The organism is Herbiconiux sp. (assembly GCF_023264895.1).
GTDB lineage: Bacteria > Actinomycetota > Actinomycetes > Actinomycetales > Microbacteriaceae > Herbiconiux.
In genome coordinates this window covers 17917-34875 of the sequence record NZ_JAHFUY010000045.1, presented here as the reverse complement: position 1 = coordinate 34875, position 16959 = coordinate 17917, and the positions used below count along the sequence as shown (strand labels likewise).

The window sequence follows — 16959 nt, the reverse complement described above, 5'->3', positions numbered from 1 at the left end:
AGGCGAGGTCCTTCTCGAGCTTGTTGACGTTGGCCAGGTCGCCTGCTTCGCGGGCGGCGGCGAGGCCGGCGAGGGCGGTGTTGGCCCCGGCGACGTAGGTGGCGTGGTGCTTGTCGTGGTGCAGCTGCATGATCTTGCCCGAGATGTGGGGCTCGAGAGCGGCGTAGTCGTACGGCAGGTCCGGCAGAGTGTACTCAGCCATAAGAGATCTCCTCGTGATTGAGGCCGCCGACCCTTGAGTGGCGGCTGTGAGTGACATGTTCAGTCTATTGCGTTCGGCTGAACAGGGGGTTGACGCGAGAAGCCGCTCAGTCGTCGAGGTCGGGCGGGAGGTTGGCCTCGGTGCCCGGGATGCCCTCGTCGGCGGCCTGCTTGTCGGCCATGGCGAGCAGGCGGCGGATGCGTCCCGCGATCGCGTCCTTCGTCATGGGCGGGTCGGCGTGGTGGCCGAGCTCGTCGAGGCTCGAGTCGCGGTGGGCGAGGCGGAGCTCGCCGGCGTACTTGAGGTGGTCGGGGATGTCGGGGCCGAGGATCTCCATGGCGCGCTCGACCCGCGCGCACGCGGCGACGGCGGCCTGGGCGGATCGGCGGAGGTTCGCGTCGTCGAAGTTGACGAGGCGGTTGGCGGTGGCGCGCACCTCGCGGCGCTGGCGCATCTCCTCCCACTTCGTGACGGTCGCGGCCGCACCCATCACCCCGAGCATCGCGGCGATCGCCTCGCCGTCGCGGATGACGACGCGGTGCACGCCCCGCACCTCGCGAGCCTTCGTCGAGATGCCGAGCCGCGAGGCCGCACCGACGAGCGCCATGGCGGCCTCGTTGCCGGGGCAGGTGACCTCGAGGGCGGCCGACCGGCCCGGGTCGGTGAGCGTGCCGCTCGCGAGGAACGCGCCGCGCCAGACGGCGGCGAGGTCTTCGCGCGTGCCCGTGGTGAGCCGGTTCGGGAGGCCCCGGATCGGCCGGCGGCGCGCATCCAGGAGCCCGGTCTGGCGGGCCAGGGTCTCGCCGCCGTCGAGCACGCGCACGAGGTAGGTGCCCTCACGGCGCCCACCGGAGGGGGCGACGAGCGAGACGTCGCCCTTCACTCCGTAGAGCTCCACGAGGTCGCGCAGCACGCGCTTCACGATGTCGAGCGTGTCGACCTCCGCCTCGATCGCGATGCGGGACGAGATGAGGTGCAGACCTCCCGCGAACCGCAGCACGGTGGCGAGCTCGGCGGCCCGCACGGTGGTCTTGCTGACCGCGACGCGGGCCAGTTCGTCTTTGACGTCGGCTGTCAGAGCCAAGGAAACCTTCTTCTACTTCTGGGTCGTGAACGAGGGGTGGTCGCTCACTCGCGACCGAGGTCGCGGTGCTTCACATTCACCACGACACCCGGATAGGTGCCGATCTTCTCGGCCAGCTCGCGCGCGATGGCGACGGAGCGGTGCTTGCCGCCCGTGCATCCGATGGCGATCGTCGCGTGGCGCTTGTTCTCACGCTGGTAGCCCGCGAGCACGGGCTCGAGGGCCTTGGCGTAGGCCTCGACGAAGTCGCGCGCCCCGGTCTGGCCGAGCACGTACTCCGAGACCTCGGAATCGAGCCCGGAGTGGGCGCGGAGCTCCGGCACCCAGAACGGGTTGGGCAGGAACCGCGCGTCGGCGATGCCGTCGGCGTCGGTGGGAGCGCCGTACTTGAAGCCGAAGCTCATGACCGTGACCTGCACGCCCGCGGTGTCGGCGTGCGAGAACCGCTCCTGCACCGTCGTGGCGAGCTGGTGGATGTTGAGATCCGACGTGTCGATGATGATGTCGCTCGACTCGCGGATGGGGCTGAGCCGCGAGCGCTCGGCGCCGATGCCGTCGAGCAGCGTGCCATTGCCCTGCAGCGGATGCGGGCGGCGCACCTGCTCGAAGCGGCGGACGAGGGCCTGGTCGGTTGCCTCGAGGAACACGACGCGGAGCTGGGTGCCGCTCCGGAGCGCCTGGATGATCTCCTGCAGGTCGGAGAAGAAGTCGCGGCCGCGCACGTCGACGACCGCGGCGATGCGCGGGAGCGTCGATCCGGCGTGCTCGGCGAGGTCGACGAGCGGCCGCAGCATCTGCGGCGGGAGGTTGTCGACGACGTACCAGCCCAGGTCTTCGAGCGCGTTCGCCACGGTCGACCTGCCGGCGCCGGACATGCCCGTGACGATCAGCACTTCCTGCTGCTGAGGGGTGTCGGGTGCCATCGTGCGCTTTCGCTCGGTGTTCGGGATCGTTGGACCAGCCTACCTGGACAGGGTCTCGCGGATGGTCGTCGCCAGCTGGGGGCCGATGCCCTTGACCTCCGCGATGGCCTCCGGCTCCGCCGCCTTGAGCTGCGTGACCGAGCCGAAGTGCTTCAGCAGCTCGCGCACGCGGGAGGGGCCGAGACCGGGGATCTCGGAGAGCACCGACGTGATGTCGCGCTTCCGCCGGGACCGCTGGTGCGTGATGGCGAAGCGGTGGGCCTCGTCGCGGAGCCGCTGGATCATGAACAGCGCCTCGCTGCCGCGCGGCAGGATGACGGGGTAGTCGCTGTCCGGCAGCCACACCTCCTCGAGGCGCTTGGCGATGCCCGCGAGGAAGATGCCCTGCACGCCCGACTCCTCGAGGGCACGAGCCGCCGCGTTGACCTGCGGCTGCCCGCCGTCGACGATCAGGAGGTTCGGCGGGTAGGAGAACTTCTTGCGCTTCGCCGGCTCGACCGGCGACTCGCCGTCGCTGAAGATCTGCGCCTCGGCCTCGGCCCGCTCGGCGGCCTGCGGATCCTCCTTGAGGTAGGCGAGCCGGCGTGTGAGCACCTGGTGGATGGAGTCGGTGTCGTCGGTCGACTCGGCGATCGTGAACCGGCGGTACTGGTCCTTCCTGGCCAGGCCGTCCTCGAAGACGACCATCGACGCCACGATGTTCGTGCCCGACAGGTGCGAGACGTCGTAGCACTCCATCCGGAGCGGTGCATCGGTCATGCCGAGCGCCTCCTGGATGTCGGTGAGGGCCTGGGAGCGCGCCACGAAGTCGGAGGAGCGCCTGGTCTTGTAGAGCATCAGGTTGTTCTTGGCGTTCATCGTGGCCGTGGCCATGAGCGCCGCCTTCTCGCCGCGCTGGGCGGTGCGCAGCTGCACCTTGCCCGTGCCCCTCCCCCTGGCCTCCGCCCGGCGGGCGCCGAGCCAGGTCTCCAGCTCCTCCGTGTCGTCCGGCAGCGCCGGCACGATGATCTCCTTGGGCGGCTCCTGGCCCTCGTAGGCAGACTGCAGGATCGAGTCGACGAGCTCGGCGGTGTCGAGGTCGAGCTCCTTGTCGACGGTCCACGACCGCTCGCCCCGGATGCGCCCTCCGCGCACGATGAACTGCTGCACGCTCGCCGCGAGCTCGTCGTGCTCGATGCCGAACAGGTCGGCGTCGACCCGGTCGCGCAGCACCACGGCGCTCTTCGCGAGCACCGCCTCGAGGGCCTGCAGCTGGTCGCGGTACTTGGCCGCCGCCTCGTAGTCCTGGCGCTCGGCGGCCGCCCTCATGTTCTTCGTGGCCGCCGTGACGAAGCGCTTGTCGCCGCCCGCCATGAACGCCACGAAGTCGTCGACGATCGCCCGGTGCTCCTCGATCGTGACCTTGCCGGAGCACGGGCCGCCGCAGCGGCCGATCTGCCCGGGGAAGCACGGCCGCCCCGTCTGCATCGCGTGCTTGTAGCTCGAGTCGGAGCAGGTGCGGATGGGGAACGCCTTGATCATGAGGTCGATCGTGTCGCGCACCGCCCAGATCTTGGGATACGGACCGAAGTAGCGCGCACCCCTGACCTTGTGGTTGCGGGTCACCATGACGCGCGGCGCCTCGTCGGCGAGGGTGACCGCGAGGAACGGATAGGTCTTGTCGTCGCGGAACTTGACGTTGAAGGGCGGATCGAACTCCTTGATCCAGGTGTACTCGAGCTGCAGCGACTCGATGTCGGTCGCCACCACGGTCCACTCCACGCCCGAGGCGCTCGTGACCATGCGCCGGGTGCGCTCGTGCAGGCTCCGGAGCGGCGCGAAGTAGTTGCTGAGGCGCGCGCGGAGGTTCTTCGCCTTGCCGACGTAGAGCACCCGGCCGTTCGCGTCCTTGAAGCGGTACACGCCGGGCTGGGTCGGGATCTCGCCCGCCTTCGGGCGGTAGCTCACTGTGTCTGCCATGTCACCTACGATTCTTCCACTCGGGACCGACACCCGTGTCGGCCTAGGATCGATGCTCGGATGCCCGGTCGTCGGGCACGACGAGAGGATGCGCGATGGCTGGCAAGGGGAACGACCGGGGTCGCTCGCAGGGAGCGGCCACCACGGCGCTGCTGATCCGCTTCGACCGGTGGTACACGAAGCACGTCGCGGCGGTCGCCGACCACGACCACCTCGCCGCGGAGGAGTCCCGGGCGCTGCTCGGCGAGCTGTTCCAGCTCTCGTCGGGTGCCCTCCGCACCCCGACGGAATCGGTGCTCGGCGCGGTCCTCGACGCGGTCGAGGCCGATCCGGAGCTCTCGCCGATGACACCGCACCTCGTCGACACCCTCGAGCACTACCTCGACTTCGCGGTCGAGACGGGCATGTGGGCGCCGGCCGAGTCCGAGATCGACGCGAGCTACGAGCTGCTGGCCGACGCGGTCGACGAGGGCTCGGGACTGCTGCTCGACCTGATCGACGCGCTGGAGCTCGTGCCGGACGTGCCCGCGGCATCCGCTCGCCAGGCCCTCGAAGCGCTCGCTCCCGTCGTGCGCTCGGAGGCGGACCTCCTGGCCCGGGTGCAGGCCGCTCTCGCCGACCTCGACCCCGCCGGCCCGATCGGCGCGCTCGTGATCGAGCGCGTGCTCGGCGTGCTGTGCGTCGCCGTCTCGCCGGAGCTCCTGCCCGGGCTCGCGACCGCGCAGATCCTCGAGCTGCTCGACGAGGACGCGGGGGCCTCTGTGCCGGAGCTCGCCCTGGCCTCGCCGCTCACCGACACGGTCCTCGCGGGGCTCGTGCAGGACGGCATCCTGTCGAGCGATGCCGCGGGCCGGCTGGTCGCACCCGGCGGGCTGCGGCCCGCGCTGGCCGACGTGCTGCTCGAGCTCGCCGACGAGTTCGGGCTGTCCGAGGGCAATCCGCACCCCGAGGGCACGGTGCTCGAGGTGACGGCCAGCCTCGTGGGCTCCGAGCCCGCCGTGTGGCGGCGTCTCGAGATCGACGCCGACGCCGATCTCGGTGAGCTGCATCTCGCGCTCCAGCTCACGCTGGACTGGGCCAACACCGAGGAGCACCGTTTCACCACCGATCTGGAGGAGGGGTCGTCGGGCTCGCCGGCGGATTCGGCCGGAGGGTCGGACGACGGATTCGAGGAGGACGACGTCGAGATCGGCGAGCTCCTCGTGGAGGACGGCGACGCCCTCGGGTACGACTACGACGGCGCGCGCGTGATCGTGACGCTGGAGCGCGTGACCGAGCCGCAGGCGGTCGCAGCGCCGGTCAAGCTGCCGCGCTGCGTCGGGGCGTCGGCGGAGATCGGGGCGGAGGAGGCCGATCGCCTCCTCGCCCCGCTCCGCGTGCGCTAGCGCTCGGTCAGCGCTTCCGCGTGGGCGGCGGAAGGATCTCGCGCAGGAACGACCCCGTGTGGCTCGCCTCGATGGTGGCGAGCTTCTCGGGGGTGCCGGCGCCGATGATGGTGCCACCGCCCGCTCCGCCCTCGGGGCCCAGGTCGATCAGCCAGTCGGCCGACTTGATCACGTCGAGGTTGTGCTCGATCACGATGACCGTGTTGCCCTTGTCGACGAGGCCGTTGAGCACGAGCAGGAGCTTCCGCACATCTTCGAAGTGCAGGCCCGTGGTCGGCTCGTCGAGCACGTAGACGCTGCGGCCGTTGGAGCGGCGCTGCAGCTCGGTGGCGAGCTTCACGCGCTGCGCCTCGCCGCCCGAGAGCGTCGTGGCGCTCTGGCCGAGCCGCACGTAGCCGAGGCCGACCTCCACGAGCGTCTTGAGGAAGCGGTGGATGGCCGAGATGGGCTCGAAGAACTCGGCCGCCTCGGAGATCGGCATGTCGAGCACCTCGGCGATGTTCTTGCCCTTGTAGTGCACGCTCAGGGTGTCGCGGTTGTAGCGCGCTCCCCCGCACACCTCGCACGCGACGTAGACGTCGGGCAGGAAGTTCATCTCGATCTTGATCGTGCCGTCTCCCGAGCACGCCTCGCAGCGGCCGCCCTTGACGTTGAACGAGAACCGGCCGGGCAGGTAGCCCCTGGCCTTCGCCTCGGCCGTCTCCGAGAAGAGGGTGCGGATGCGGTCGAAGACTCCCGTGTAGGTCGCCGGGTTGGAGCGCGGGGTGCGGCCTATGGGGTTCTGGTCGACGTGCACGACCTTGTCGAGGTTCTCGAGGCCCGTGACGCGCTTGTGCTTGGCGGGCAGCTTGCGGGCTCCGTTGAGCTTGTTGGCGAGCACCCGGTAGAGGATGTCGTTCACGAGACTCGACTTGCCCGATCCGCTCACGCCCGTGACGGCCGTGAGCACGCCGAGCGGGAAGTCGGCCGTGACGCCGCGGAGGTTGTTGGCCTCCGCGCCCTGCACGGTGACCATGCGCTTGCGGTCGATCGGCCGGCGCTTGGCCGGGATGTCGATCGACTTGCGGCCCGAGAGGTAGTCGCCCGTGAGCGAGTCGGTGTTCGCCAGCAGCTCGTCGTAGTGCCCGGAGTGCACGACGGTTCCGCCGTTGACGCCGGCGCCCGGTCCGATGTCGACGATCCAGTCGGCGGTGCGGATCGTGTCTTCGTCGTGCTCCACCACGATGAGGGTGTTGCCGAGGTTCTTGAGCTTGACGAGGGTGTCGATGAGACGCCGGTTGTCGCGCTGGTGCAGACCGATCGACGGCTCGTCGAGCACGTAGAGCACTCCGGTGAGACCCGATCCGATCTGCGTGGCGAGACGGATGCGCTGGGCCTCGCCGCCGGAGAGCGAACCGGCGGCGCGCGCCAGGTCGAGGTAGCTGAGGCCGACCTCGATGAGGAAGTCGAGCCTGGCCTTGATCTCGCGCAGCACCTGGGCGCCGATCATCGCCTCGCGGTCGGTGAGGGTGAGGGTGCCCATGAAGGTCTGGGCGTCGGCGAGGCTGAGCTCGGCGACGTCGGCGATGCTGCGGTCGTTGACCGTGACGGCGAGCACCTCGGGCTTCAGCCGCTTGCCGTCGCAGACGGGGCAGGGCACCTCGCGGAGGTACTCGCTCCAGCGCACGCGCTGCGAGTCGGAGTCGGCCTGCAGGAACTGGCGCTCGATGTAGGGCATGACGCCCTCGAAGCCGGAGGTGTAGCTCATCTCACGGCCGTAGCGGTTCTTCCACTTGACCTTGACCTCGAAGTTGTCGCCGCGGAGGATCGCCTCCTGCACCTCGGGCTTGAGCTTCTTCCACGGCGTGTCGAGCGAGAACTTGAGGTCGCGGGCGAGGCCGTCGAGCAGCTTCTCGTAGTACTGGTAGAGGCCCTTGCCCTGTGTGGTCCAGGGGATGATGACGCCGTCGTTGATGCTGAGGTCCTCATCGCCCAGGAGGAGATCCTCGTCGACCGACATGCGGGTGCCGAGGCCCGAGCACTCGGGGCAGGCGCCGAAGGGGGCGTTGAACGAGAAGGTGCGCGGCTCGATCTCGGTGAGCTGGATGGGGTGCTGGTTGGGGCAGGAGAGCTTCTCGGAGAAGGTCTGCCAGGCCTCGGGGCCGTTCTCGTCGACGTAGTTGATCTGCACGAGGCCGTCGGTGAGGCGGAGCGCCGTCTCGAGCGAGTCGGTGAGGCGGCCGAGGATCTCGGGGCCCGCGACGAGACGGTCGATGACCACCGAGATGTCGTGCTTGAACTGCTTCTTGAGCTTCGGCGGATCGCTCAGCTGGATCATGTCGCCGTCGACGATCGCGCGCGAGTAACCGCTCGCCGACAGCTCCTTGAAGAGGTCGACGAACTCGCCCTTCTTCTGCGAGACGACGGGGCTGAGGATCTGGTAGCGCACGCCCTGCTCGTGCTCCATGAGCTGGTCGGCGATCTGCTGCACGGTCTGCGCCGCGATCCGCTCGCCGCAGACGGGACAGTGGGCCACGCCGATGCGCGCCCAGAGCAGGCGCATGTAGTCGTAGATCTCGGTGATCGTGCCGACGGTGGAGCGCGGGTTGCGGTTGGTCGACTTCTGGTCGATCGACACCGCGGGGCTGAGGCCCTCGATGAAGTCGACGTCGGGACGGTCGACCTGGCCGAGGAACTGGCGCGCGTAGGCGCTCAGCGACTCGACGTAGCGGCGCTGGCCCTCGGCGAAGATCGTGTCGAACGCGAGGCTCGACTTGCCCGAGCCCGACAGGCCCGTGAACACCACGAGGGAGTCGCGCGGGATCTCGATGTCGACGTCCCGGAGGTTGTGCACACGGGCCCCGTGCACGCTCAGTTTGCCCGTCGCCTGAAGGGGCTTCACAGGCTCAAAATCAATGGTTTCAACGCTCGAAATCGACACCCCGAAAGTCTATGTCGACCCACCGACACCGGCTCCCGATTACGCTCTGGGCGGCATCCGGCCAGGGCGTTACCGGCACCGCGCTCTGGGCGGCATCCCGAATCTGAGAGAATATCAGCATGTCCCACTCGTCATCCGGCGCGGAGCGTCGCTCGACCGCTGCCCTCGTGCTCGCAGCGTGCGCTCTCCAGCTCGCCGCCGTGCCGCTGTTGTCGATCCCGGCGGCGTGGAGCGGTGTGGGCGCCGGGCTGGGCTGGATCGCGGATCCACTGCTCTGGCCGGCGGTCGCCGCCCTCTGGTTCGGGCCTCTGCTGGCGGTCGTCGCCGGTCTCCTGGCGGTGATCTCCATCGTCGTGACACTCAGAGCAGTGTCGGGCGCGAAGCAGGGCCGTCGTCGACGAGGACCGGTCGTGGCCGCGCTGCTCGTCAGCGGCTTCGTGCTGGTCACCGTGATCGCGTCGAGCGTGATCGTCGCCGTGCTCACCGGCGTGTGAACTGCGATGCCGGCACGGCCGACCCGTCAGGGTCGGGCCCGGCCCCGGCGTCAGCTGATGTGGCCGGCCTTCTCCATCTGGCGGAGTTCGCGCTTGAGGTCCTGCACCTCGTCGCGGAGGCGGCCGGCGAGCTCGAACTTGAGCTCGGCCGCGGCCTCGAGCATCTGGCCGTTGAGGTCGGCGATGATGGCCTCGAGGTCGTTGGCGCCCTGCGCGGCGATGCCCTCGCGGCGGAGGTTGGGCGTGGGGCTCTTCTTGCCCCGGCCGGAGCGGTCGCTGAGGAGGGCCGCCGTGTCGGCGCCCTCGCGGGCGAGCGCCTCGGTGATGTCGGCGATCTTCTTGCGGAGCGGCTGCGGGTCGATGCCGTGCAGGGTGTTGTAGGCGACCTGCTTCTCGCGCCGGCGATCCGTCTCGTCGATGGCGAGGCGCATCGAGTCGGTCATCTTGTCCGCGTAGAGGTGCACCTCGCCCGAGACGTTGCGGGCCGCGCGGCCGATGGTCTGGATGAGCGAGGTCGACGAGCGGAGGAAGCCCTCCTTGTCGGCGTCGAGGATCGCCACGAGCGACACCTCGGGCAGGTCGAGCCCCTCGCGCAGGAGGTTGATGCCGACCAGCACGTCGTAGACGCCCATCCGGAGCTCGGTGAGCAGCTCGACCCGGCGGAGGGTGTCGACGTCTGAGTGCAGGTAGCGCACGCGCACCCCTGCCTCGGTGAAGTAGTCGGTGAGCTCCTCGGCCATCTTCTTGGTGAGCGTCGTCACGAGCACCCGCTCGTCGCGCTCGGCCCGGATGCGGATCTCCTCGAGCAGGTCGTCGATCTGGCCCTTGGAGGGCTTGATGATGAGCGCGGGGTCGATGAGGCCGGTGGGGCGGATGATCTGCTCCACCACGCCATCCGCGATGCCCATCTCGTAGCGCCCCGGCGTGGCCGAGAGGTAGACGGTCTGGCCGACGCGCTCCTTGAACTCGTTCCACTTCAGCGGCCGGTTGTCGAGCGCGCTCGGCAGCCGGAAGCCGTGGTCGACGAGGGTGCGCTTGCGCGAGGAGTCACCCTCGTACATGGCGCCGATCTGGGGCACGGTGACGTGCGACTCGTCGATCACGACGAGGAAGTCGTCCGGGAAGTAGTCGAGCAGGCAGTGCGGTGCCTCGCCCGGACCGCGCGCGTCGATGTGCCGGGAGTAGTTCTCGATGCCCGAGCAGAAGCCGATCTGCTCCATCATCTCGAGGTCGAAGGTGGTGCGCATGCGGAGCCGCTGCGCCTCGAGCAGCTTGCCCTCGCGCTCGAGCTCGGCGAGCCGGTCGTGCAGCTCGGTCTGGATGGTCTCGATGGCGCGGTGCATGACGCTCGTGTCGGCCACGTAGTGCGAGCCCGGGAACACCGAGACGCTGTCGAGCTTCTTGACGACGTCTCCCGTGAGCGGGTGCAGCGTGTAGAGGGCCTCGATCTCGTCTCCGAACATCTCGATCCGGATCGCGAGCTCCTCGTACATCGGGATGATCTCGATCGTGTCGCCGCGCACCCGGAAGTTGCCGCGCGAGAAGTCGACGTCGTTGCGCTGGTACTGCATCGAGACGAACTTGCGGATGAGGTGGTCGCGGTCGATCCGCTGACCGACCTGCAGCGCCATCATGGCGTTGAGGTACTGCACGGGGGCACCGAGGCCGTAGATGCAGGAGACCGTGGAGACCACCACGACGTCTCGGCGGGACAGCAGTGAGTTGGTGGTGGAGTGGCGGAGCCGCTCGACCTCCTCGTTGATCGAGGAGTCCTTCTCGATGAAGGTGTCGGTCTGCGGCACGTAGGCCTCGGGCTGGTAGTAGTCGTAGTACGACACGAAGTACTCGACCGCGTTGTTGGGCATGAGCTCACGGAACTCGTTCGCCAGCTGGGCCGCGAGCGTCTTGTTGTGGGCCAGCACGAGGGTGGGGCGCTGCACCTGCTCGATCAGCCAGGCCGTCGTGGCCGACTTGCCCGTTCCCGTGGCGCCGAGCAGCACCACGTCGGTCTCACCGGCGTTGATGCGGCCGGCGAGCTCGGCGATGGCGGCGGGCTGGTCGCCGCTGGGGGTGTATTCACTGATGACCTCGAACGGGTGTACAGAGCGGGTCGGTTCCATGCGTTAAGTTTAGGGAGGACCACCGACATCAACGTCGGTGCTCGCTCACAGCGTGACGCGGAGCGATCCCTCTCCCACCACATCAGAGGCAGACATCACCATGCGAATCGGAATCCTCACCTCCGGCGGCGACTGCCCCGGCCTGAACGCGGTCATCCGCGGCGCCGTGCTCAAGGGCACGGAGATCAACGGGCAGGAGTTCGTCGGGTTCAAGGACGGCTGGCGCGGCGTCGTCAACGGCGACATCATCCCGCTCGAGCGCAGCGACGTGCGCGGCATCGCCAAGCAGGGCGGCACCATCCTCGGCACCTCCCGCACCAACCCGTTCGAGGGCAACGGCGGACCGGAGCGCATCCAGGAGAACCTCGACCGGCTCGGCATCGACGCCATCATGGCGATCGGCGGCGAGGGCACCCTCGCGGCGGCCAAGCGGCTCACGGATGCCGGACTCAAGATCGTGGGCGTGCCGAAGACCGTCGACAACGACCTCGACGCCACCGACTACACCTTCGGCTTCGACACCGCCGTCGAGATCGCGACCGAGGCCATGGACCGCCTGCGCACCACGGGTGACTCGCACAGCCGCTGCATGGTGGCCGAGGTGATGGGCCGGCACGTGGGCTGGATCGCGCTGCACTCGGGCATGGCCGCGGGCGCGCACGCGATCCTCATCCCCGAGCAGAAGACGAGCATGGAGCAGGTCGCCGCCTGGGTGCAGAGCGCCGCCGATCGCGGTCGTGCTCCCCTTGTGGTGGTGGCCGAGGGCTTCACGCCCGACCACGCCGACGACCCGCACTCCGAGCGCGGCCTCGACGCCTTCGGCCGGCCTCGGCTCGGCGGCATCGGCGAGCGGCTCGCGCCCATGATCGAGGACATCACGGGCATCGAGACCCGCGCCACGACCCTCGGCCACATCCAGCGCGGCGGCGTGCCGACGGCCTACGACCGGGTGCTCGCGACGCGCCTGGGCATGGCGGCCTCCGACATCGTGCAGGACTCCGCCTGGGGCCGCATGGTCGCGCTCCGCGGCACCGACATCGTGACCGTGGGCTTCGAGGACGCGCTCGGCAAGCTCAAGACCGTGCCGCAGCACCGCTACGAGGAAGCGGCGATGCTGTTCGGTTGATCCGCACGGCTCGAACCGAGTAACAGGAGAAATCCGCGGGACCGACCCGATATACGTGGTCGGTCCCGCGGATTTCTACCGTTACTCGGTTCGATCGACGAATCGGACGGGGTCGCCCGGCCGCAGCTGGGCTGCGCGGTCGACGCTCGCTTCGGTGAGCACGCCGATCACCGGGTAGCCGCCCGTGACGGGGTGGTCGCGGAGGAAGACGACGGGCTGCCCGTTCGGCGGCACCTGCAGGGCTCCCGCCACCATGCCCTCGCTCGGGAGCTCGCCGGCGCCGTCCGGCAGCGGCTCGACGGCGATCGGTGACTCGAGTCTGACGCCGACGCGGTTCGAGGCGGAGCCCGTCGTCCACGGCGCGTCGAGCAGGGCGCGCCAGCCGGCGTCGCCGAAGCGGTCGTCTCGCGGGCCCCTCAGCACGCTCAGGCGCAGGGGCTCCCCCGCCCGCGGGATGTGCGTTGCCGGGCGCACGAAGTCGGCCGCCGGCCACGAGCCGGAGGCGTGGGCTGCGGCGACGTCGTGCGCGGTCTCGAGCAGCATGCCCTGTGCAAGCGGCGGAGGGCCGAGCCCGCTGAGGACGTCGGTGGAACGACTGCCGAGGGTCGGGGCTGCCGCGAACCCGCTGCGCACGGCGAGGTAGTTGCGGAGGCCGCGGTCGGGTGGCCCGAGGTGGAGGGTGTCCCCCGCGAACACGACGAACGAGCGGTCGGTGGGGTGCGCGAAGACGGCGGTGCGGCCGGTCTCGGCGGTGAGGCCGGCCTCAGTGGTGGGGCCGGCTCCGGTGCTCGGGCCCGCCCCGTTGAGCGGTGCGACCGGATGCGCGGGCAGGCCGAACGGGCCGCACGCCGGGCGGGTCACGAACACGGTCGCGGGCGCCCCGGTCACCGCGACGAGCGCCGTGCGGAGCACGCGCAGCTCGAGGCCGCCGAACACCGTCTCGATCGCCGCAGCACCCGGCCGGTTGCCGACGAGCCGGTTCGCCGCCGCGAAGGAGCCGCGATCGGCGGCCCCGGAGGCCGTGACGCCGAGGTGGGCGTGCCCGGGGCGACCGGCGTCCTGGAGGAGGGCGAGGGGGCCCGTGCGCAGGACCTCGAACACGGCTGACGGCTCAGTCGGCACGGCGGAACCCGACCTCGGTGCCGGGGGCGAGGAGCGCGGGGTCGGCGCGCTCGGCATCCCACAGCACGGCGTCGGTCGTGCCGATGAGGTGCCAGCCGCCGGGCGACTCCCGCGGGTAGATGCCGCAGTACCCCGCCGCGAGGGCGACCGATCCCGGGGGCACAGCGGCGCGCGGCGAGGAGCGCCGGGGCACGTCGAGCCGGCCGTCGGCTGCTCTGAGGTACGCGAATCCCGGTGCGAAGCCGATGAAGGAGGCGGTCCACAGCTCCCCGGTGTGCGCGGCCACGACCTCCTCGGGCGTCAGGCTCAGGAGATCGGCGACCTCGGCGAGATCGGGGCCGTTGTAGCGCACGGGGAGGATCACAGGGGCGGAGCCGCTCGTGGTCGTGACGGCTGCCGGGATCGTGTCCGGCGCATCCGGGGCCGCCGCCTGGAGCAGCCACCGCTCGGCGGCGGCGCGCGAGCCGGGACGCGCGACCACGAGGACGGTGCGCTCGGCGGGGACCACATCCACCACAGACGGCAGCTGCGCGGTGCGGAGGCGACGGTAGAGAGCGAGTGCCGCCGGAGCATCCGGGAGCTCGACGAGGATCGCGGACTCCCCCATCGGGCGCAGCCTCATCGGGCCGTGAACGCCGCGATCGTGAGGCCGGCGCCCTCGAGTGCCGCGCGGACCGCCCGAGCCACGGCCACCGCTCCGGGCGTGTCGCCGTGCACGCACACCGTCTCGGCCGAGAGGGCGATGTCGGTGCCGTCGACGGCGGTGAGGATGCCCTCGGTGGCGAGACGGAGCATCCGCTCAGCGATCTCGACGGGGTCGTGCAGCACGGCGCCCGGCTCGGAGCGGGGCACGAGCGTGCCGTCGGGCCGGTAGGCGCGGTCGGCGAAGGCCTCGGGCACGAAGCGGAGCCCCTCGGCCTCGGCGAGGCGACCGATCTCGGAGTCGGGCAGGCCGACGATCGCGAGCGTGGGGTCGACCGCGATCACGGCGTCGACGACGGCCGCGGCCTGCACCTCGTCGTGCACCACGCGGTTGTAGAGGGCGCCGTGCGGCTTGAGGTAGAGCACGTGGGTGCCGGCGGCCGCGGCGATGCCCTGGAGGGCTCCGACCTGGTAGATGACGTCGGCCAGCAGATCGGCGGCCGGGAGGTCGAGGTCGCGCCGACCGAACCCGCGGAGGTCGGGGTAGGAGACCTGAGCACCGAGGGCCACCCGTCGGGAGGCGGCGAGGCGCGCGGTCTCGAGGAGGGTGGTGGGGTCGCCCGCGTGGAAGCCGCAGGCGAGGTTGGCGCTCGTGACGACGTCGAGCAGGGCGCGGTCGTCGCCGAGGCGCCAGGCGCCGTAGGACTCGCCCAGGTCGGCGTTGAGGTCGATGGACGTCATGATCCGGCCGGCCCGGGGTCGGGGGTGGACGCATCCGGGGCTTCTGCGCCGTGCTTCACCGCGGCCCGCTGCCGCACGACCTCCCACGTCGCGTCGACCTGCTCGAGGGTGTGCTCGAGACTCCCCCCGGAGTCGATCACGACGTCGGCGAGGGCTCTCCGCTCCGCGTCGCCCGCCTGGGACGCGATCCGTCGCTCGGCCTCGGCCCGGTCCATCCCCCGCAGCTCCACGAGCCGGCGGATCCGCTGCTCCTCGGGCGCCTCGACCACGATCACGAACTCGAACGTGCCGCCGCGGCGCCCTCCGGTCTCGGCCAGCAGCGGGATGTCGTAGACGACGATCGCCGACGGGTCGGCATCCTCGGCAGCGCGCAGCCGCTCCTGGAAGAGTGCGATCACGGCCGGATGCGTGATGCCGTTGAGATCGAGCCGCGCCGACTCGTCGGCGAACACGATGGCGCCGAGCGCCGGGCGGTCGAGCGCGCCGTCGGGCCCGACGACCCCCTCGCCGAAGCGGGTGCGGATGGCGGCGAGCCCCGGCGATCCGGGAGCGACGGCCTCGCGCGCCAGCTGGTCGGCGTCGATGGTCACGGCGCCGAGCTCGCCGAGCCGCCTCGTCACCGTCGACTTGCCCGCGGCGATTCCTCCGGTGAGTCCGATCACGTACACGGGCCCAGCCTAGCGGGAGCGCTCGGGCCCGTTAACGGCCGGAAGGCCGCCCCCGAGGGGACGGCCTTCCGGATGTTCGGAACGAGATCAGCTGTTCGAGCTGAGCTTCTCGCGGAGCGCTGCGAGAGTCTCGTCGTCGGCGAGGGTGCCGGCGCCGGTCGACTCGCTCGAGAACGAGTTGCCCGCGGAGGGGACATCGCTGTTGAGCGCCTCGGCGGCAGAAGCAGCGACCTGCTTCTTGTGCGCCTCCCAGCGAGCCTGGGCCTCAGCGTACTGCTGCTCCCATGCCTCGCGCTGGGTGTCGAAGCCCTCTTTCCACTCGTTGGTCTCCGGGTCGAAGCCCTCGGGGTACTTGTAGTTCCCCTGGTCGTCGTACTCGGTGAGCATGCCGTAGAGCGCCGGGTCGAACTCGGTGCCTTCGGGGTCGACGCCGTCGTTGGCCTGCTTCAGCGAGAGGCTGATGCGGCGACGCTCGAGGTCGATGTCGATGACCTTGACGAAGACCTCGTCGCCGACCGACACGACCTGCTCGGCGAGCTCGACGTGCTTGCCGGAGAGCTCGGAGATGTGCACCAGACCCTCGATGCCTTCGGCGACACGCACGAACGCACCGAACGGCACCAGCTTGGTGACCTTTCCGGGCGCGACCTGGCCGATGGCGTGGGTACGGGCGAACACCTGCCACGGGTCTTCCTGGGTGGCCTTGAGCGAGAGCGACACGCGCTCGCGGTCGAGGTCGACCTCGAGGATCTCGACGGTGACCTCCTGGCCCACCTCGACGACCTCGGAGGCGTGCTCGATGTGCTTCCAGGAGAGCTCGGAGACGTGGACGAGACCGTCGACGCCGCCCAGGTCGACGAACGCACCGAAGTTGACGATCGACGAGACGACGCCCTTGCGGACCTGCCCCTTCTGGAGGTTGTTGAGGAAGGTGGTGCGGCTCTCGGACTGCGTCTGCTCGAGCAGTGCACGGCGCGACAGGACCACGTTGTTGCGGTTCTTGTCGAGCTCGAGGATCTTGGCCTCGATCTCCTGACCCAGGTACGGGGTGAGGTCGCGCACGCGGCGGAGCTCGATGAGCGACGCCGGCAGGAAGCCGCGGAGTCCGATGTCGACGATGAGGCCACCCTTGACGACCTCGATGACCGAACCGGTCACCACGCCGTCGGCGTCCTTGATCTTCTCGACATCGCCCCACGCACGCTCGTACTGAGCACGCTTCTTGGAGAGGATGAGGCGGCCTTCTTTGTCTTCCTTCTGGAGGACGAGCGCCTCGACACTGTCACCGACCTGAACGACCTCGCTCGGGTCGACGTCGTGCTTGATGGAGAGTTCTCGCGAAGGGATGACGCCCTCCGTCTTGTAACCGACGTCGAGGAGGACCTCGTCGCGGTCGATCTTCACGACGACACCCTCGATGAGGTCTCCGTCGTTGAAGAATTTCAGAGTCTTTTCGACCGCGGCGAGGAAGTCTTCAGCAGATCCGATGTCATTGATGGCGACCTGCTTGGGTGCCTTTTCGGTCGTTGCGATTGTCATGTAGTGGTTGCTCCGTTGTGGACATGATTCGGGC

Annotated in this window: 13 protein-coding genes and 1 pseudogene; 3 read left to right on the top strand and 11 right to left on the bottom strand. The window is 69.9% G+C overall.

Annotated elements, in window-relative coordinates:
- From Q0D57_RS10100 to uvrC, 4 genes and pseudogenes are all read right to left on the bottom strand, one after another.
- Positions 1 to 202 (bottom strand): annotated as a pseudogene (locus Q0D57_RS10100) (superoxide dismutase); the annotation flags it as partial.
- Positions 203 to 308: 106 nt separating this feature from the next.
- Complete coding sequence (whiA, locus tag Q0D57_RS10095) at positions 309 to 1286, bottom strand: DNA-binding protein WhiA (protein ID WP_291042536.1); 978 nt, start codon at positions 1284 to 1286, stop codon at positions 309 to 311.
- A 44-nt stretch (positions 1287 to 1330) separates the two neighbouring features.
- Positions 1331 to 2209: an RNase adapter RapZ gene (gene rapZ, locus Q0D57_RS10090; protein WP_291042533.1), complete on the bottom strand. Its 879-nt coding sequence runs from the start codon at positions 2207 to 2209 to the stop codon at positions 1331 to 1333.
- A 39-nt stretch (positions 2210 to 2248) separates the two neighbouring features.
- Positions 2249 to 4168, bottom strand: a complete 1920-nt coding sequence (gene uvrC, locus Q0D57_RS10085) for an excinuclease ABC subunit UvrC (protein WP_291042531.1) — start codon at positions 4166 to 4168, stop codon at positions 2249 to 2251.
- Positions 4169 to 4263: 95 nt separating this feature from the next.
- Between uvrC and Q0D57_RS10080 the strand changes: the two genes are divergently transcribed.
- Positions 4264 to 5553, top strand: coding sequence for a plasmid pRiA4b ORF-3 family protein (locus Q0D57_RS10080; protein WP_291042529.1), 1290 nt, complete (start codon positions 4264 to 4266; stop codon positions 5551 to 5553).
- A gap of 7 nt (positions 5554 to 5560) precedes the next feature.
- Here Q0D57_RS10080 and uvrA read toward each other — a convergent pair whose 3' ends face one another.
- Positions 5561 to 8434: an excinuclease ABC subunit UvrA gene (uvrA, locus tag Q0D57_RS10075; protein WP_291042526.1), complete on the bottom strand. Its 2874-nt coding sequence runs from the start codon at positions 8432 to 8434 to the stop codon at positions 5561 to 5563.
- Between the two features lie 158 nt (positions 8435 to 8592).
- Here uvrA and Q0D57_RS10070 point away from each other — a divergent pair, with 158 nt between their 5' ends.
- On the top strand, positions 8593 to 8967 hold the full coding sequence (locus tag Q0D57_RS10070; RefSeq protein ID WP_291042523.1) for a hypothetical protein: 375 nt from the start codon (positions 8593 to 8595) through the stop codon (positions 8965 to 8967).
- 50 nt (positions 8968 to 9017) lie between these two features.
- Here Q0D57_RS10070 and uvrB read toward each other — a convergent pair whose 3' ends face one another.
- Positions 9018 to 11087, bottom strand: coding sequence for an excinuclease ABC subunit UvrB (uvrB, locus tag Q0D57_RS10065; RefSeq protein ID WP_291042521.1), 2070 nt, complete (start codon positions 11085 to 11087; stop codon positions 9018 to 9020).
- 100 nt (positions 11088 to 11187) lie between these two features.
- Here uvrB and Q0D57_RS10060 point away from each other — a divergent pair, with 100 nt between their 5' ends.
- The gene (locus tag Q0D57_RS10060) at positions 11188 to 12213 is read left to right on the top strand and encodes a 6-phosphofructokinase (protein WP_291042519.1); all 1026 of its coding nucleotides are present in this window, start codon (positions 11188 to 11190) and stop codon (positions 12211 to 12213) included.
- Positions 12214 to 12294: 81 nt separating this feature from the next.
- Here the strand turns inward: Q0D57_RS10060 and Q0D57_RS10055 are convergent, their stop codons facing one another.
- The 5 genes from Q0D57_RS10055 to rpsA all read right to left on the bottom strand — a co-directional run bounded on the left by Q0D57_RS10055 (position 12295) and on the right by rpsA (position 16925).
- On the bottom strand, positions 12295 to 13335 hold the full coding sequence (locus Q0D57_RS10055; protein WP_291042517.1) for a biotin-dependent carboxyltransferase family protein: 1041 nt from the start codon (positions 13333 to 13335) through the stop codon (positions 12295 to 12297).
- Positions 13325 to 13942 (bottom strand): allophanate hydrolase subunit 1, encoded by a 618-nt coding sequence (locus Q0D57_RS10050; protein ID WP_291042514.1) that lies wholly within the window; start codon positions 13940 to 13942, stop codon positions 13325 to 13327. Before Q0D57_RS10050 ends, Q0D57_RS10055 begins: the two co-directional genes overlap by 11 nt.
- 11 nt (positions 13943 to 13953) lie before the next feature.
- Positions 13954 to 14718, bottom strand: coding sequence for a 5-oxoprolinase subunit PxpA (locus tag Q0D57_RS10045; RefSeq protein WP_291042507.1), 765 nt, complete (start codon positions 14716 to 14718; stop codon positions 13954 to 13956).
- Positions 14715 to 15386 carry a dephospho-CoA kinase gene (gene coaE / locus Q0D57_RS10040; protein ID WP_291042504.1) on the bottom strand — a complete coding sequence of 224 codons (672 nt, stop codon included), beginning with the start codon at positions 15384 to 15386 and terminating at the stop codon, positions 14715 to 14717. The genes Q0D57_RS10045 and coaE overlap by 4 nt, the downstream gene beginning before the upstream one ends.
- A gap of 87 nt (positions 15387 to 15473) precedes the next feature.
- Complete coding sequence (rpsA, locus tag Q0D57_RS10035) at positions 15474 to 16925, bottom strand: 30S ribosomal protein S1 (RefSeq protein WP_291042501.1); 1452 nt, start codon at positions 16923 to 16925, stop codon at positions 15474 to 15476.
- Positions 16926 to 16959 lie beyond the last annotated feature (34 nt).

Excerpts from the sequence above, each read along its gene's own strand:
- rapZ (WP_291042533.1), bottom strand. The coding sequence starts at position 2,209 with ATGGCACCCGACACCCCTCAGCAGCAGGAAGTGCTGATCGTCACGGGC.
- uvrC (WP_291042531.1), bottom strand. The coding sequence starts at position 4,168 with ATGGCAGACACAGTGAGCTACCGCCCGAAGGCGGGCGAGATCCCGACC.
- Q0D57_RS10080 (WP_291042529.1), top strand. The coding sequence starts at position 4,264 with ATGGCTGGCAAGGGGAACGACCGGGGTCGCTCGCAGGGAGCGGCCACC.
- Q0D57_RS10070 (WP_291042523.1), top strand. The coding sequence starts at position 8,593 with ATGTCCCACTCGTCATCCGGCGCGGAGCGTCGCTCGACCGCTGCCCTC.
- uvrB (WP_291042521.1), bottom strand. The coding sequence starts at position 11,087 with ATGGAACCGACCCGCTCTGTACACCCGTTCGAGGTCATCAGTGAATAC.
- Q0D57_RS10060 (WP_291042519.1), top strand. The coding sequence starts at position 11,188 with ATGCGAATCGGAATCCTCACCTCCGGCGGCGACTGCCCCGGCCTGAAC.
- Q0D57_RS10050 (WP_291042514.1), bottom strand. The coding sequence starts at position 13,942 with ATGGGGGAGTCCGCGATCCTCGTCGAGCTCCCGGATGCTCCGGCGGCA.
- Q0D57_RS10045 (WP_291042507.1), bottom strand. The coding sequence starts at position 14,718 with ATGACGTCCATCGACCTCAACGCCGACCTGGGCGAGTCCTACGGCGCC.
- rpsA (WP_291042501.1), bottom strand. The coding sequence starts at position 16,925 with ATGACAATCGCAACGACCGAAAAGGCACCCAAGCAGGTCGCCATCAAT.